The organism is Nocardia sp., assembly GCF_025465275.1.
Lineage (GTDB): Bacteria > Actinomycetota > Actinomycetes > Mycobacteriales > Mycobacteriaceae > Nocardia.
This window is the reverse complement of record NZ_JAODNK010000120.1, coordinates 12,332-27,298: the sequence shown is the minus strand read 5'-3', so window position 1 is coordinate 27,298 and position 14,967 is coordinate 12,332. Positions and strand designations below refer to the sequence as shown.

Below are 14,967 nucleotides of genomic sequence, written 5' to 3'. Positions count from 1 at the left end.
ACTCAGCCGATCCAGGCCGCCACGGCGAGGAACGCGCAGGTCAGCACGAAGAGAATCACCATGAGCGGTACCACGAACTTCACGTAGCGGTCGTAGCGCACCTTCGCCAGGGCGATACCACCGGTCACGACGGCCGTGGTGGGTGTGACCAGATTCGCCCAGCCCGACGCCGACTGCCAGGCCGTAACCACCAGGGAGCGCGGCACATTCGCGAAATCGGCGAGCGGCGCCATGATCGGCATGGCGAGCGTGGCATGGCCGGACGTGGAGGGGATCAGGAATGCCAGCGGGATGTTCACGAGGAATACCGCGACCGCGAACACCGCCGAGGAGGTGCCGGTCACCACACCCTCCAGCGCATGCAGCACGGTGCTGGTGATCTGGGTGTTGTTCATGATCACGGTGACGCCGCGCGCGAGCACGATCACGATGCCGGCACCCACGAAGTCGCCGAAACCCTTGCCGATCGCCTCGGACATCTTGCCCTCGCCCAGCCCGCCGATCAGGCCCACCACCACTGCGCCGACCAGGAACAGCGCGGTGAGCTCCGGGAAGTACCAATCCAATTCCCACGAAAAGGATTTCGCGTCCGGACCATTGATCACGGTCGCCCACGGAATGATGGCGAAGATCATGAACGCGAAGGTGAGCCCGACCATCCACAGCACCGCGACCTGACGGCGGGTCATCGGATCCGGTTCGTGCTCTTCGGCTTTCACCTCGCGGTCGCCCGGCAGCCAGCCCGACCAGGACTTGTCCGGGTCCGTCTTGACCCGGCGCGCGTACCAGAGCACGTACCCCACCGTGACCGTGGTGAGCACCACCAGCATGGCCAGGCGCAGCACAATGCCGTCGCCGATCGGCACCCCGGCGGCGGAGGAGGCGGTACCGGTCGCGAAAGGATTGACGGTCGAGCACATTACGCCGACGCCGGCACCGCAGATGATCGCGCCGACGGCGGTCATGCGGTCGTAGCCGAGTGCCAGCATCAGGGGCACCAGTAGCGCGTAGAAGCCCAGGGTCTCCTCGGCAAAGCCCTCCACCGTGCCTGCGACGGCGAAGACCACCATGATGCCGACGATGAGCAGGAAGGACCTGCTGCGCAGCTTGTAGGCCAGTCGCCCGATGCCGCTGTCCAGCGCGCCGGTCGCGAAGGCGACGGTGATGAACGCGCCCACGGCCAGCACGAACAGGAACACCGCGGCCGCGCCGTACAGCGATCCGGACATGTCGGGCGCGACCTGGCCGGTCTTCGGATCTTGAATACCGTAGAGACCATTGATCGGCGCGAGGAACAGATCCCGTAGTCGCGCGGTGAAGGCCTTCGCACCCTCGATCCGGTGATACGACCCGGCGATGGTGTGCCCCTTGTCATCCACCTGGTACGCGCCGGGCGGAATCACGAAGGCCGCCAGCCACACCGCGACGGTGACGCCGGCGAGGATCGTATAGGTGGAGGGAAAGCCCCGCTTCTTCTTGTGCTGAGCGGGTTTCGGGCCGGGCGCCGGATCGGCGGTCACCGTGGTTTCGCTCATTTGCGCATCCTGTTCGCGAACAGTTGGAAGAATTCCGCTTCCGCGAGCGCCACATTGGCCAGTTCGCTCAGTAGTACGCGCTCGTTGAAGCCGTGCATATTGCAGTTGGAATCCTCGGCGCCGATCATGATCACCTCGGAGGCCGGATTGGCCGCGGCCATCGAATTGGTGAGCGGGATGGAGCCGCCCATGGCCGAATCGACCACCTCGGTATTCCACGCCTTGCCCATGGCCTCACGCATGGCGGCGTAGGCGGGACCGGTTGTGCCCGCCGCGAATCCGGATCCGACATCCCCGCCGGTGACCGTCAATTCGATCCCGTACGGCTTGACCTTCTTCAGATGCTCGATGACCGCGCGCTGCCCCTCGGCCGGATCCTGTTCGGGATGCACGCGCACGTTCAGATAGGCCTTGGCGTACGGAATCACCGCGGATGCAGCGGTTTTCACCGGCGGTGCGTCGAGTCCGATAACCGTGATGGCGGGCCCGTACCAGATGCGCTCGCCGATCGGGCCGGTGCCGAGCAGCGGCATTCCCGGTGCCATGCCGGTGATTTCGGCGAATTCCTGCTCGGTGTAATTCGCTCCGGTCCACTTGTCCCGGCGCAGACCCTGGACCGCGACATTACCGTCGGCATCGTGCAGCGTGGCCAGTCCGGCCATGAGCGCGAGCAGCGCATCCGGTGCCGCACCGCCGAATTGGCCGGAGTGCACCGGGGCCGCGAGCGTGCGGACCTCGACGAAGACATCGGCCACGCCGCGCAGTGCGGTCACCAGGGTGGGGGTGCCCGCGCGAATATTGCCGGCATCGCAGATGAGCAGGGCATCGGCTTGGAACAGCTCCGGCTTCTCGGCCGGGTAGTCGTCGAAGCCCGAGCCGAACTCCTCCTGGCCCTCGATGACGAGGGTGATGCCGACCGGCGGCTTACCGCCGTAGGCCCGCAGTGCGCCGATATGCGCGACCACATTGGATTTGCAGTCGGCCGCGCCGCGACCGTAGATCGCGCCTTCCTTCTCGGTCGGGGTGAAAGGCGGTGTGTTCCAGAGACTTTCATCGCCGGAGGGCTGCACGTCGTAATGCCCGTAGAGCAGGACGGTCGGTGCGCCCGGCGGAGGTGGAATGCGGCCGTAGATGACCGGGGAGGTATCCGGCAGATTCAGCACCTGAATATCGCCGACACCGGACTTCCGCAATTCATCGGCAATGAGATCGTGCGCGCGCTGCACGTTCTCCTCGGGATAGTCGGGGAAGGCGATGGAGGGAATGGCGACCAGCTGTTTCAGTAGATCTTTCAGCTCGGGCATCAGGTCGCCGACAGTGCTTCGCAGGTCCTGGCGCAAGTCCATCCCGCTATAAAACCACCCCGGCCAGCCGTTTCAGCGAATCTGCGGTGAGTTTCCCGCGACGGAAATTCGGGCCGGCCGGGCCTGGTGTCAGGTCCGGGTGGGCAGCGGCCGCAGCGGTACCGACGCGGGATCGGAAAGTACGGTGCGCCTGGCGAATTCGATCGCGCCGAGCAACATGGCGTCCTCCCCCAGTACTGCCGGGGCAATGGTCAACTGCAGTCCCGGGGCCAGGACACGGCGACCGGCGAGCTGCTCGTCGATGGTCGGAGCCAGCCAGGGAAACCAGTGCGCGAGCAGGCCGCCCAGCACAATCTCGTCGACATCGAGCAAGGCGGTGACCGACAGGATCACCACACCCAGCGCCTGCCCGGCGGTCCGGACCGCCGCGACGGCCTGTTCGTCACCGGCACGCAGCGCCTCGATCAGCCGAGTCGAGGCCGCGTGCAAGCCCTCTCGAATCAGCAGTTCACCGAGGCCTGCGGCGGTGAGGACCGCCTCGGGTCCGGCGTAGAGCACCAGACATGCGCGCGCACCGCAGACGCACGGCGGACCGTCGAGCGCGACCGGCATATGCCCGGGTTCACCGGCGATACCGTGACTGCCGATTTGAATGCGACCATCCAGCACCACCCCGCCGCCGATACCCGTACCCGCCTCGATGAGCACCAGTCCGCGCCGTCGCGGCCGGGCGTGATACTCCGCGAACGCCGCCGCATTGCCGTCATTGATCACATCCACCGGGCAGTCCATGCCCGGCAGCCGCCCGGCCACCAGCGCACCGAGCCGAACCGGTTGCAGCCAGCCGAAATCCGGGGCCATCACCACGGTCTGCGCGGCATCGTCGCGCACCGGACCGGCCATCGCGATCACCACGCGCACAAGCACGGAATCCACGGCGGCGGTCTCCGCACCCGCTCCGCGCGCTGGCTCGGAAACGGCGATCGCTCCCAAGGCGGCATCGGCCGAGTGCGCGGTGTCGCGCTCCCCTGCGCGCTTCGCAGCGGCAAACCGGTCGTTCGTCGTGAGGGTGGCGTGTTCGGCGCGGTGCACTGCTGCGGCCACCGCATCGGCCATGGCTTCGGGTGTGCCGGGGGCGCAGTTGTGCAGGGCGGTCTCACGCCACAAGACCGCACCCGCGAGATCCGCGACCACCACGCGCAGCTGCTCGGAGCTGATCTGCACCGCCACCGACAGCGCTCGCCGGGGTGCGAGCCGCAGCGGGCGTCCGGGGCGTCCGCGGCCGCCGCTGCGCAGTGCGTCGTCCTCACGCACCAGGCCGCGCTCCACCAGATCGCCGGCCAGTGCCGTGACCGAGCCGTGCGCGAGTCCGGTGGCCGTCGCGACCTCGGTGCGCGCACAGGGACCGTGCGCGGCGATATGCCGCAGCACCAGCCCGAGATTGCGGCGGCGAACTGCGGCGGAGTCGCTCGGTGAGGCAGCGGCGGCGTCGCTCGGTGAGACTGCGGCGGAGTCGCTCGGTGAGACTGCGGCGGAGTCGCTCGGACTGCCCGTGTGTGCATGGTCCACGAGTCGACATTATGCTGGCCATGATTTATTTCAACCATTGACTTATATTCGGGACCAGAGGTTAGCCATGCCAGCACCGCAGCTCGGACGCCGCTCACTACTGCTGGGAGCGGGTGTACTGGCCCTGGCCACCGCGTGTTCGACCACAAAATCCGAGAGCAAGGGCGACTCGGGCACGGTCACCACCACCTACGGTCCCGTCAGTGGCGTACACCGCGATACCGGCACCGCGTACCTGGGCATCCCGTACGCCCAGCCGCCCGTGGGCGATCTACGATTCGCCGCGCCGGTGCCGCCCACCCCGTGGCGCGACGTCCGCGATTGCACCGAATACGGACCCACAGCGCAGCGCAAATCTCTCACCGAGGTGACCGCCATCCCCGAGCCCAGCATTCCGGGTGACGGCGTCCTGAACCTCAATGTGTTCACCCCCAACCCCGGCAAGGACACCAAACTGCCTGTGCTGGTGTGGATTCACGGCGGCGGCTTCGTCGCCGGCAGTGCGGCCAGTCCCTGGTACGACGGCGCCGCGTTCAATCGCGACGGCGTGATCGTGGTGTCCGTCGGTTACCGGCTCGGCATCGAGGGCTTCATGCATGTGGAGGGCGCACCCGATAATCGCGGGGTCCTGGACTGGATTGCCGCGTTGACCTGGGTGCGTGACAATATCGCGGCCTTCGGCGGCGATCCGGGCAAGGTGACCGTCGCGGGTCAGTCCGCCGGTGGCGGCGCGGTGTGGGCGCTCATGGCCGCACCCTCCGCGCAAGGCCTTTTCCACGCGGGCATTTCGGAGTCGGGCGCGCTCTCGCAGCCCAATGCCCGAGCGGACGGATTGGCCGTCGCAGAGCTGTTCACCAAGCGCACCGGGCTCCCGGCGACCGCCGCCGCGCTGCACGACCTCACCGGCAGTCAGATCCAGGATCTCGAGGACAAACTACGCGCCGTCGGTCCCGGCAGCGAGACGGTGCCCGCGCTCGGCCTGGCACCTTTCGTGGACGGCACCCTCATCCCGCTGTCCTCGACGGATCTGCTGAAATCCGGTGGCGCAACCAATGTTCCGCTGCTGCTCGGCTTCACCCGCGACGAATTCAACGGTATGACCCGCGACCAGCCGATCACCGATGCCGCCCTCCCCACCGCCTTCGCCGCCATGGGCTTGCCCGCCACCGATATCGACGGCTTCCGCGCCGCCTACCCCGGCGATGCCGCCCCCCAACTCCTCGGCCAAGCGCAGAGCGATCTACTGCTCCGCGCCCCCGCCTACCGCGTCGCCGAGGACCGCGCCGGCCGCAATCAGCCCACCTGGCTCTACGAATTCACCTGGGAATCAACGGCTCCCGAGTACACGGGCAGTTCCTTCCACTGCCTGGACGTGCCCTTCGCCTTCGACTGCCTGCGTGCCCAGGGTGTCACCGCCGTAGCCGGCGACAATCCGCCGCAAGCGCTCGCCGATGCCATCCACAAGAGCTGGGTCTCCTTCGTCACCACCTCCGATCCCGGCTCGACCTGGCCCCGGTACACGCTCGACAAGCGCGAAACCATGATCTGGTCGGATTCTCCCCGCGTTCAAACCGACCCGTTCGCAGCTCAGCGCGCGCTCTGGCTCCGCTGACCGCAGCGTGACCGGCGGAATAACACCGTTCGCTGTTTGAAATGGCAAACTGGGGGCTACTACTCCGAATGCAGAGTGTGTCGAGACGGACGGACGGTTCCAGATGCTCGAGTTTCGCAGGTGGGTAGTACCTGCCGCAGTGGTCGCCACGATGGGGCTGTCAGCAGTCCCGGGCGCGGAAGCGCAGGCCGATCCCGGCGATACGCAGGCAGCACTGGGCGGCGGGTCCGGGATTGTGCTGGGCCGCTCCACCAAGTGCAGTTTGACGGCGATCGGGTACGACGGGGCCGGGCGACTGGTCGGATTCACCGCCGGGCACTGCGGTGCTGCCGGTGCCGCGGTGTCGGGGGAACAGTTCCCCGACGCGGGGGTGGTCGGCCGGGTCGCCAGCTCCGATCAGCAACTCGACTACGCCGTAATCGAATTCGATTCCAATGCTGTTGTGCCGATGAGCTCCGTCGGCGGCACCACCATCGCCGGCTTGGGCGGCGTGCCTTCCGCCTGGGATACGGTGTGCCAGAACGGCCGTACCAGCGGCCGGGCGTGCGGAGTCGTATGGTCCTCCGGCCCAGGCGGATTCATCGATCAGGCCTGCTCCAGCTACGGCGATTCCGGCGGCCCGCTGACCGTCGACGATCGCCTGGTGGGCCTGGTCTCCAGCGTTCTCATCAGCGATACCCGGGCGCTCCGCTTCAGCTGTACCTCGTCGGCGAACCCCGTGCACTCCCCCGTGGTCGCGGTGTCCTGGGACGCCATCCGCTCGGCCGTCGACGCGGACAACGGTGTGGGCGCGGGCTTCCAGCCGGTCTGATACTCCGTCGCACGGAATCGCCTATCCGATAAGCACATCCAGCGTGTGATCGATGTCCGCCTCCGTGTTGTACAGGTGGCACGCCAGCCGCAGTCGACCCGCGCGTATTGCTCCCACGATCCCGGCCGCGCCCAGGCGCTCCAACGCCTCGGGCGTGGCCGCGACTGAAACAATGGCCGAATTCCCCTCGGGCAGACCGAGTCCCGTGCGCAGGCGATTGGTGAGCGCGACATTGTGCCGCCGGATATTCTCGATCCCGATGGACTGCACCAGTTCCAGGGCCGGCACCTGCCCGAGCCATGCGGACCACACCGGTGACACATCGAACCGGCGCGCGTCCGTGGCCAGCCCCAGCGACGGTTCGTAGACCGACGTCCACGGATTGTCTCCGGCGTACCAGCCCGCGGCGAGTGGCCGCAGGGTGTCCAGCGCCGCATCCGTCCCGGCGAGGAAGGCGGTGCCCTTCGGGCCCAGCAACCATTTGAAGCCCACGCTCACAATCCAGTCGGCTCCGGTGTCCCGCACCGGAAACCAGCCCGCGGCCTGACTCACGTCGAGGAGCACCCGGGCCCCGGACGCGTGCGCGGCGTCGACTACCGCGGGCACATCCAGCACGCTCCCGTCGGCCGACTGAACCACGGAGGCGGCCAGCACCGCGTCGCCGGGACGGACCGCATCGGCCAGTTCGCGCAGCGGCACCGTACGAACCTCGAGGTCCCGCCGCGCCAGGAAAGGCCAGCGCACCGAGGTGAATTCACCTTCGGGCACAATCACTTTCGCGCCCGGTGGCAGGCTCTCCGCCACCAGGCCGACCAGCGGAGAGACCTGCGCGCCGATCGCGACCTGCCGGGCCTCGAACCCGATCAGCTCACCGAATGCGACCCGGCAGGCATGGACGGCCGAATCAACGGCCACACTGTCGAATTCGCCGGTCACCCGCTGCCGCTCGGCCGCCTCGACCGCAGCCGCGACCGACTTCGGGGTCAGGCCGTGGCCGGCCGCATTGAGAAAGATCACCGAGGGCGCGAACGCCTCCCGGACAGTGGCCGCGAACGGCGCCGGAGTGCGAGCGATCGTCATGACGCCATTCTGCGAGCCGCACGACGGGCGGGAAAGATCCACCTGGTCCGAAACTGGCTTGTTTCCGGCCTAGCCGGAGTCGGGCGTCAATCCCAGGATCGCGGCCACCGTAGCAGCGCCGTACGCGCGACTGGCAGTGCGCGGGCGTTCGGCCGGAAAGTTGGAACGGTGCACGACCTGCACGTTTCCTGCCAGCCGCACCGTGGTATTCGCCTCGGTCGCAATGCAATTGCCACCGGCCTTGGCAGTGAGATCGACGACGACCGCACCTGCGGTCAGCGCATCGAGGGCGGCTTGATCTATCAGGAGAGGCGCGGCATTGCCGCGATGTCCGGCCGCGCAGATGATCAGCTCCGGGTCGGTGTCGGAGATGAAGCCGGCAATCACGGCCGGATCCGGCTGCAAGAGGAATCCGCCCGCACCGGACTCGATCGCCGCGGCCTCCTGCTCGGCTCGGCTACCGATGGCCGTGGGCGGCTGGTCATCCTGGGCCACCGCCGCCGCGATGGCCGCGAGTCCGGCGTGGCCGCAGCCGACGATCAATGCCCTGACCCGGCGCTGCCGCACCCGCTCGGGCAATAGCGCACGGCCCGTGCGGTACGCGACATCACCGGCGATTCGACTCATGGCCGATAGCGGATCCGGCTGTGTCGAGCCGTCCACGGACGGAATGCGCTCGAAGGCAATCGATCTCACGCCGCGGTCATCCAGTGCGACGATCCGGGCCTGCCGATGGATCGGATCCTGGAAGCCCATCAGCGACTGCCCCGGGCGCAATGGCATCGAATCCAAGTTGTACACAGGGGGTTTCACCCAGGCGACAACGTCGGCCGCGAACACCTGTTCCGGCCCCGGCACGATCGAGGCTCCGGCGTCCCGGTAGGCCGCATCGGTGAAGTCAGCGGACCAGCCCGCGCCCTGTTCCACCAGCACATGCACTTCTCGGCGCGACAACTCCGCCACATCGTCGGGTGTCAGCGCCACGCGCAATTCGTGTGCGGCTGTCTCCCGTGGCACTCCGACGATCATGATGCGACGGGGATGGCGGGAATTCGGCGCTCCAGCAAGGCATCTCCGTAGGACATGCCGGCGCGCAGGCGTCCGAGCAGATATTCCATCCGGTCGAAGAGCTCACGGAGCAGCCGGGGAGCGTCCTCTTCCTGCCCGGCCCCATAGCGCGGCGCCACCACATTGAGCCGTACTCCCAGCCGCCGGGAACCGGTGCGATCCAAAGCGACGCAGTCGATTCCGGCCAGGGTGAGTAGCAGATCCTCCAGCTCCGAACTGGTGCGCACGCCCGCGGCGGCCATCAGTCCGGGCTCGAATTCGACGGTGAGGAACATGCCCTGCCGACTGCCCAGCGGGCGTAGGAGTGCGGCGCCGAAGCGGGCATTGACCGCGCTCAGCAGTTCACATGCCACGTCGACCTGAGCGCGCAGCAGCATGCGGTTGCGCACCAGCAGCTCGTCCGAGGTGTGCTCGATGGTGGCCCGGGCCAGATGGGTGGTCTCCCGCTGGAACGACACCTGCAACCGGGCCCGGATCTCGTCCAGCCACGCGGTATTTCCGGTGCAGGCCGCACCCAGCTTGCACGGCCCGAATGCGTTGTAGGCCTTGGAGTTGCCGGTGATGCTGAGTACGCGATCATAGAGCCGCACCGGGCCGTCGGGGGTGGGCACGGACAGGGCGGCGATCGGCAGATGGTCGTCCACCAGCAGATCGAACGACATATCGCAGATGATCGGCACCTCGGCGGCGACCAGTACGCGACCGATCTCCGTCAGTTCCGCGACGGTGTACTCCGCGACCACCGGATTACCGGGCAGCGTCAGCATGACACCGCACAGATTCCCTTGGCGCGCATGCTCTTCCAGGCAACGTTCGAGCGCAGCCGGATCCACCTTGAACGAATCATCCGCGGTCGCCGGGCTCGACACCATACGCAGGCCGTACTTGGCGACGTGCACGCTGGCGCTCTTGTAGTAGCCCTCCGGGCACACCAGTACCCCGCCCGGGCGGGCGATGGTAGCGATCGCCTCCTCCAGCAGGACGGTGCTCGAGTACGGGCACACAATGACTTCGCCCGGATCGACCCGGACTCCAGGCACGCCCGGAGCCGGTGCGGACAAGCGCTGAAAAAGCTGCTCCGCCGCCAGTTTCCGGAGAATCAGGGGCTGCCGTTTGTCATAGAGCACCCCGTCCCGATACTCGTCCGGCTGAGTGCGGGTCATGACCTCGAGCCATGCCGTGTTCAAGGCCGCGACGGTGTCATCGTCCATTTGCAGTCCGGTCTCGCCGTGATAGGCGTCGATGACACCGCGATAGGTCCGGCCCCCGGTGCCGGGGAACCAGGGCTCCGCACCGAGGTAGACGCGGGCGAACTTCTTGCGCTCATCCGAGCGGTTCGTCATGCGCACCGGATCCGGGCACAGCACGGCTGCGGTATCGGTCACCGGGGCGCGCCTTCGACCGAATCGACCATGCCGTTGTTCCACGCCTGCGTCAGTGCTTCTCGGAATGCCGTGCGACAGTCTTCTTCCCCGAGTCGCTGGAACCGTGCCAACTCCGGCTGCGCCATGACCTCGTTGACCACAAGCGCCATTCCGGAGCTCGTGAGTGCGTAGAGCTTGTCGAACCTGCTCTGCGCGAACCGCACATCGTGCTTGAGCGCGGAGAAGCGGGTCGCGACGCGCTCGCGGCGGGCGTAGTCGTATTCGCCTGTGGTCACATAACTCTCGTCCACGATGAGCATGCTCTGCGCATTGCTGGCGTGCAGCCGGTTGACCAGGACGGTCTCCACCCCGGCCTTGACCTGCTGCCAGATCTTGTCCTCGTAGGCCACCACATCCGCGATCTCGTCCAGGACATAGAGCCGGCGGACCACGATCCCGCCGGCGGCCAATCGCAGAATGGCGCTGTGGTACTCGTCGCCCAGGTCGCCACCGATGGTGCCGAGGTCCGCGGTGTGGATGGCGCAGACAGCCCGGGACGCGCGACCCAGCACCGTGAGCCAGTCATTGATGGTGTTCCACTCCCACACCGTCGCGCTGCCCGAAGGTATCTGTGTCAAAACCTCTTCGGCGCGCTCGAGTTGCCGTTCGGCGATATCGCGCAGCGGTGCGACCTCATCGCGCGCGGCGGCGGCATCGACGAGGCTCTGGGCGATCGCCAGTACCCGCTCGACCGCCGCCGGGTCCTTGCCCAGCAGGATATTGAACCGCATGCGGAGATCGCTATTGGCGACGTCGGCCTCGGTTTCATTGCCCGTGGTGGGCAGCCGCTCGCCCAGCACCGAGCTCAACCGCTCGCGTAGCGCGAGAGGCGGTATGCGAGTGCCGTTTTCGATCTGCTGTACCAGGCTGCGCGAGCAGCCCACCTGTTCGGCGAGCTGCAATTGCGTGAGATCGCGTTCCTTGCGGAGTCGCCGGACCAGCTTGCCGACCTGCTCGCCGTCCGCGGCGGAGCGAGACATGCGGTGTCTCCCATCGTGTTGCCGTGCTGCTGAGCCCACACGTGCCATGCGGCACCCATCCTAAGCACGATGTGTCATGTGTGCCACGCAAGTCGAGAGAGTTTTCGATTTGCAGTCTTGCAAAGATCGAAACCGCCTCCGGCAGCAAATACTTCAACGCCGAACGGCAGTCATCTGTGCCCTGATTCCGGGCCGGCCTCCCTTGAATCCAGGCGATCACGCGTATTACTGAGCACATCGTAGATATTTACTGATCTCAGTGACACTTTACAAGCAAATTACGATTTGAAATATCTCTATCCAGCACCGAAACTCGCTTCTACTCAAACGTGTCATCACCTAGCATTGGGGCACAGTCACTTTCGAACAGAGCTCCGACCGCACCGCCCGCAGTCGCAACCGAGTGACTGCAGCTCCCCCGAGGAGGTGTTCGCACCCATGGCCCTCGCACTCACCACGTGGTTGATCACCAGTGATGTGACTCCCGAAATCGCGCTCCGGTCAACTACTTCCGAAGACGAATGGGTTCTGACCTGGCTGCCGGATCGCAGCCTCACCCTCGAACAGGCCGTCAGCGGCATGGTGCTCGACGAGATCCTGAGCGATCCGGAACTCGCCGACGGCGAGGCGGCGCTCGAACTGGCCGCCTTCCGGGCAGCGGAACTGGGCGTCACGCTCCGGGAAGTCGTTGTCCAGCTATCGATTCGGATCGCACAGCGCGATCTGGCTCGCAATCGGCAGAACGTGTGCATCCCGGCGCCCCACGCAGAGGGCTCAACCGACACCTCTGCGGCCGGGCACGATCACGGCCACTCGCGCCAGTGCCGCTGCCGACCACAGACAGCCGCCGGTAGGACCTGATCGGCCCTACCGGCGGCTGGCGGGTACTCGAAGTCCGCTCAGGCGGAGCGGGATTCGGCCGGTACGCCCACGGCCTTGCGGGTGCCGCGGCGGAAGCGCAGGATGCCGTCCTCGATGGCGCCCTTGCGCAGCATGGTGCGGTCGCGGAAGTAGTTGTTGATGACCAGCCACGGGCCGCGGGTGCCCTGGCGGGGCATGACGCTGTCGCCGCGCTGGATGTAGCCGGAGGTCAGTGCGCCGCCCATGAGCGAGGCTTCGGAGCGGTCGCCTTCCTCGGGAATCGCCACCACCTCGGTGTAGCCCTCGGCCTTCATATGGTTGAGCAGGCGGCAGAAGTACTCGGCGGCCAGGTCGGCCTTCAGGGTCCAGGAGGCATTGGTGTAGCCCAGGACGACCATGAGGTTGGGGACATTGCTGAGCAATGCGCCCTTGTACGCCACCAGGTCTCGGGTCTGCAGGCTCTCACCGTCCACCTCGAGGGTGGCGCCGCCCAGCATCTGTACCTGGAGGCCGGTCGCACTCACGATGATGTCGGCGGGCAGCTCCTCACCGGACTTCAGGCGAATGCCGGTCTCGGTGAAGGTGTCGATGTGATCGGTGGCAATGGAGGCCTTGCCGCTGCGCAGCACCTTGAACAGGTCGCCATTGGGCACCACGCACAGCCGCTGATCCCATGGGTTGTACGACGGGGTGAAGTGCCGCATATCGATTCCGGAACCGATCTGCGCGCGCACCATGGCGAGCATCAGCTTGCGCGATGCCGCCGGATTGGTGCGCGAGAGCTGGTAGCTGGCCCGCTGCAGCGCGATATTGCGGGCCCGGCCGGCCCTGTAGGCAATGGCGGCAGGCACTTTCGCGAACTTCAGGCCCACGGCGACCGGGTCGTTGGCGGGCAGCGCGGCAATGTAGGTGGGCGAACGCTGCAGCATGGTGACATGCGCGGCGGTATCGCTCATGGCGGGAATCAGCGTGATGGCGGTCGCGCCACTGCCGATGACCACCACGCGCTTACCCGCGTAGTCGAGATCCTCGGGCCAGTGCTGCGGGTGCACGATCTGGCCGGTGAACTTCTCCTCGCCGGGGAACTCGGGCCGGTAGCCCTTGTCGTAGTCGTAGTAACCGGTGCATCCGACCAGGAAGTTGGCGGTGTAGGTCTCGGCCTGGCCGGTGCGCTCGTCGAGCGCCTCGACGGTCCAGACGCCGGCTTCGCTGTTCCAGCTCGCGGTGGTCATCTTGCGACCGAAGCGAATGTGGTCGGTGACGCCGTATTCGGCGGCGGTGTCCTCGACGTACTGGCGAATATGCGGGCCGTCGGCCAGGACCTTGGTACCGATCCAGGGCCGGAAGCCGTAGCCGAAGGTGTACATATCGGAGTCCGAGCGAATGCCCGGGTATTTGAACAGGTCCCAGGTACCGCCGATCGCGGTGCGACGCTCGAGAATCAGGTAGCTACGACCCGTGTTCTCCCTGGTCAGATGGCAGGCCATGCCGATTCCGGACAGGCCCGCGCCGATGATCAGTACGTCGACATGCCGCGTCATTGAGGTACCCGTTTCGTCTGTTCTCGCCCCGGGCTCCGTCGTCCGAGTGCCACGAGTTTACGTGTTATCGAGAGTAACGTCTACTCTGCCCGGGTGCGGTCCGGTTCCGAGCGATACCGCGTGGTCGAACCGCCGATGCCGAGCACCTTCCAGACCGTCTTCGACACCGGATTCATCAGGCCGATGCGCTTGGCCAGCGCCCGCACATCACCGAAGTAGCCCGCGAAGGTCTCCTTGGAGTCGGATGATCCGAAGAACACCTCCTTGCGCACCTGCGCCGGAATGTCGAACTCCCGGAAGAACGCGCGCGGCGGAATGATGATCGCCCGCCCGCCGATCCACATGATGATCGGGAAGGCCAGCGAGAGCACCAGCTTCTCGAGCGGATTCGTCTGCGGCACATGGTGTTCGAGGAACTCGTGCGCGAACGAGATATGCCGCGCCTCCTCGGCGATATGAATCGCCATGACACCGCGCATGATCGGATGCACCTGCTCGCCGGCGCGCAGGATGGACTTCTGAATGTGGTCGATCGGCTCCTCGCCCGACAGCACGGCCATGAAGAACAGATTCGGGAAGATCGACGCCAGCGGCGGCACCACATAGGTGAGCCGCTTGAGAATCGGCCCCATCCCCGGCACGTCGATCCCGATGCGGTTCACCGTCTCCTGGAACATCAGGGTGTGATTGCACTCCTCGATGACCTCGTGGGTGCAGTACCGGAACTCCGGATCACCATTGGCCAGTTTGAACGTGTGCTGCACCATGCCGCCGATGAGCAGGGTCTCGAACTGCAGGCCGACCTTGAAGATATTGGCCTGCCGCCACAGCCCGATCTCGATCTTGCGAGCGTCGGACAGGGCCCGATACCAGGGATGCCGGGCGAACATATCCCCGGATTCGGGGAGAATCCAGCGGCGGTCGTGCGCATCCACCGCGAAATCCGGGCTGTCCCAATCGATATCGGTGAAAGGATCGAAGTGCTTGTCGACCGAGCCCTGCGATAGCAACAACACCTTCTCGGCATACTGCTGTGCGAGTTCGACCGCGGGATCGGCTTTTACGGTTGCTGACGCCATTGTCAGAGCCTCTCGGGAGTGACTTAATTAACTGTATCTCATGGTTACACCTATATTGGCAGGCCGTCAACAGCAGGGGCCGCTTCGGCAACTCCCTGCAACG

The 14,967-nt window shown here is 66.3% G+C and carries 12 protein-coding genes; 3 read left to right on the top strand and 9 right to left on the bottom strand.

The genetic code is table 11. The features are described from left to right. Nucleotides 1-2: 2 nt before the first annotated feature. The 3 genes from JWN03_RS26720 to JWN03_RS26710 all read right to left on the bottom strand — a co-directional run bounded on the left by JWN03_RS26720 (nucleotide 3) and on the right by JWN03_RS26710 (nucleotide 4,408). Entirely contained in the window at nucleotides 3-1,535 is a 1,533-nt protein-coding gene (locus tag JWN03_RS26720; protein ID WP_297620705.1) for a YfcC family protein, read from the bottom strand. Continuing rightward, nucleotides 1,532-2,881, bottom strand: coding sequence for a M20/M25/M40 family metallo-hydrolase (locus JWN03_RS26715; protein WP_297620703.1), 1,350 nt, complete (start codon nucleotides 2,879-2,881; stop codon nucleotides 1,532-1,534). The genes JWN03_RS26720 and JWN03_RS26715 overlap by 4 nt, the downstream gene beginning before the upstream one ends. Before the next feature lie 87 nt (nucleotides 2,882-2,968). Continuing rightward, nucleotides 2,969-4,408, bottom strand: coding sequence for an ROK family transcriptional regulator (locus tag JWN03_RS26710; RefSeq protein WP_297620701.1), 1,440 nt, complete (start codon nucleotides 4,406-4,408; stop codon nucleotides 2,969-2,971). A 67-nt stretch (nucleotides 4,409-4,475) separates the two neighbouring features. Here JWN03_RS26710 and JWN03_RS26705 point away from each other — a divergent pair, with 67 nt between their 5' ends. Together JWN03_RS26705 and JWN03_RS26700 are read left to right on the top strand one after the other, a co-directional pair. After that, nucleotides 4,476-6,020 (top strand): carboxylesterase/lipase family protein, encoded by a 1,545-nt coding sequence (locus JWN03_RS26705; RefSeq protein WP_297620699.1) that lies wholly within the window; start codon nucleotides 4,476-4,478, stop codon nucleotides 6,018-6,020. A gap of 151 nt (nucleotides 6,021-6,171) precedes the next feature. Further along, nucleotides 6,172-6,831 (top strand): hypothetical protein, encoded by a 660-nt coding sequence (locus JWN03_RS26700; RefSeq protein ID WP_297620697.1) that lies wholly within the window; start codon nucleotides 6,172-6,174, stop codon nucleotides 6,829-6,831. Between the two features lie 21 nt (nucleotides 6,832-6,852). Here JWN03_RS26700 and JWN03_RS26695 read toward each other — a convergent pair whose 3' ends face one another. From JWN03_RS26695 to JWN03_RS26680, 4 genes are all read right to left on the bottom strand, one after another. Then, complete coding sequence (locus JWN03_RS26695) at nucleotides 6,853-7,911, bottom strand: aminotransferase class V-fold PLP-dependent enzyme (RefSeq protein WP_297620695.1); 1,059 nt, start codon at nucleotides 7,909-7,911, stop codon at nucleotides 6,853-6,855. A 69-nt stretch (nucleotides 7,912-7,980) separates the two neighbouring features. After that, nucleotides 7,981-8,928: a hypothetical protein gene (locus tag JWN03_RS26690; RefSeq protein ID WP_297620693.1), complete on the bottom strand. Its 948-nt coding sequence runs from the start codon at nucleotides 8,926-8,928 to the stop codon at nucleotides 7,981-7,983. 8 nt (nucleotides 8,929-8,936) lie between these two features. Next, nucleotides 8,937-10,364 carry a pyridoxal phosphate-dependent aminotransferase gene (locus JWN03_RS26685; protein WP_297620690.1) on the bottom strand — a complete coding sequence of 476 codons (1,428 nt, stop codon included), beginning with the start codon at nucleotides 10,362-10,364 and terminating at the stop codon, nucleotides 8,937-8,939. Continuing rightward, nucleotides 10,361-11,383, bottom strand: a complete 1,023-nt coding sequence (locus JWN03_RS26680) for a helix-turn-helix transcriptional regulator (RefSeq protein ID WP_297620687.1) — start codon at nucleotides 11,381-11,383, stop codon at nucleotides 10,361-10,363. The genes JWN03_RS26685 and JWN03_RS26680 overlap by 4 nt, the downstream gene beginning before the upstream one ends. Before the next feature lie 438 nt (nucleotides 11,384-11,821). Between JWN03_RS26680 and JWN03_RS26675 the strand changes: the two genes are divergently transcribed. After that, nucleotides 11,822-12,244: a hypothetical protein gene (locus JWN03_RS26675; RefSeq protein ID WP_297620684.1), complete on the top strand. Its 423-nt coding sequence runs from the start codon at nucleotides 11,822-11,824 to the stop codon at nucleotides 12,242-12,244. Between the two features lie 38 nt (nucleotides 12,245-12,282). Here the strand turns inward: JWN03_RS26675 and JWN03_RS26670 are convergent, their stop codons facing one another. Further along, nucleotides 12,283-13,785, bottom strand: a complete 1,503-nt coding sequence (locus tag JWN03_RS26670; RefSeq protein ID WP_297620681.1) for a flavin-containing monooxygenase — start codon at nucleotides 13,783-13,785, stop codon at nucleotides 12,283-12,285. Between the two features lie 80 nt (nucleotides 13,786-13,865). Next, nucleotides 13,866-14,864 (bottom strand): AurF N-oxygenase family protein, encoded by a 999-nt coding sequence (locus JWN03_RS26665; RefSeq protein ID WP_297620679.1) that lies wholly within the window; start codon nucleotides 14,862-14,864, stop codon nucleotides 13,866-13,868. Nucleotides 14,865-14,967 lie beyond the last annotated feature (103 nt).

What these genes read in the sequence shown, in the direction of transcription:
- JWN03_RS26720 (WP_297620705.1), bottom strand. Translation starts at nt 1,535, where the DNA reads ATGAGCGAAACCACGGTGACCGCCGATCCGGCGCCCGGCCCGAAACCC.
- JWN03_RS26715 (WP_297620703.1), bottom strand. Translation starts at nt 2,881, where the DNA reads ATGGACTTGCGCCAGGACCTGCGAAGCACTGTCGGCGACCTGATGCCC.
- JWN03_RS26705 (WP_297620699.1), top strand. Translation starts at nt 4,476, where the DNA reads ATGCCAGCACCGCAGCTCGGACGCCGCTCACTACTGCTGGGAGCGGGT.
- JWN03_RS26700 (WP_297620697.1), top strand. Translation starts at nt 6,172, where the DNA reads ATGGGGCTGTCAGCAGTCCCGGGCGCGGAAGCGCAGGCCGATCCCGGC.
- JWN03_RS26695 (WP_297620695.1), bottom strand. Translation starts at nt 7,911, where the DNA reads ATGACGATCGCTCGCACTCCGGCGCCGTTCGCGGCCACTGTCCGGGAG.
- JWN03_RS26680 (WP_297620687.1), bottom strand. Translation starts at nt 11,383, where the DNA reads ATGTCTCGCTCCGCCGCGGACGGCGAGCAGGTCGGCAAGCTGGTCCGG.
- JWN03_RS26675 (WP_297620684.1), top strand. Translation starts at nt 11,822, where the DNA reads ATGGCCCTCGCACTCACCACGTGGTTGATCACCAGTGATGTGACTCCC.
- JWN03_RS26670 (WP_297620681.1), bottom strand. Translation starts at nt 13,785, where the DNA reads ATGACGCGGCATGTCGACGTACTGATCATCGGCGCGGGCCTGTCCGGA.
- JWN03_RS26665 (WP_297620679.1), bottom strand. Translation starts at nt 14,864, where the DNA reads ATGGCGTCAGCAACCGTAAAAGCCGATCCCGCGGTCGAACTCGCACAG.